A 390-nucleotide genomic window follows, 5' to 3' on the forward strand; every position below is an offset into this window, starting at 1 on the left:
GGCGAACGAGCGGCGATCGACTTCCTGACATCGCAGCTGCGCCTGCGGCCGTCGGTGCGGGGTCTGATGGCGTTGATCGATGCCACCATGGACAAGATCGAAGGCGAGGCGCGCGAGAACTTCCTGATCCTGCGCGATCTCACCAAAAAGTTGCTGGAGGGGCAGGCGATGTACCGTTGCAGTCGTTGTGGTTTCGGTGCCAAGGCACATCATTGGCAGTGCCCCAGCTGCAAGAGCTGGAGCACGATTCGTCCGATTCACGGCGTTGCCAGCGAGTGACATGAGGATGTTCATGGCCATCGGATGGTTGCTGGCTGCCTTGCTGGGTACGCTGTTGCTGGTGCGCGGCGCGATCGCCTACGCCCATCGGCGCGGCATGCTCGATCACCC

At 62.3% G+C, this 390-nt stretch carries 1 pseudogene; it reads left to right on the forward strand.

Going from position 1 to position 390, the window contains the following annotated elements:
* A pseudogene (locus tag GSQ77_RS29075) lies at positions 1-279 on the forward strand (hypothetical protein); the annotation flags it as partial.
* Positions 280-390: the final 111 nt, after the last annotated feature.

Origin of the sequence: Burkholderia sp. L27(2015), from assembly GCF_009765705.1 — a bacterium.
In the GTDB taxonomy this organism is placed as follows: domain Bacteria; phylum Pseudomonadota; class Gammaproteobacteria; order Burkholderiales; family Burkholderiaceae; genus LMUX01.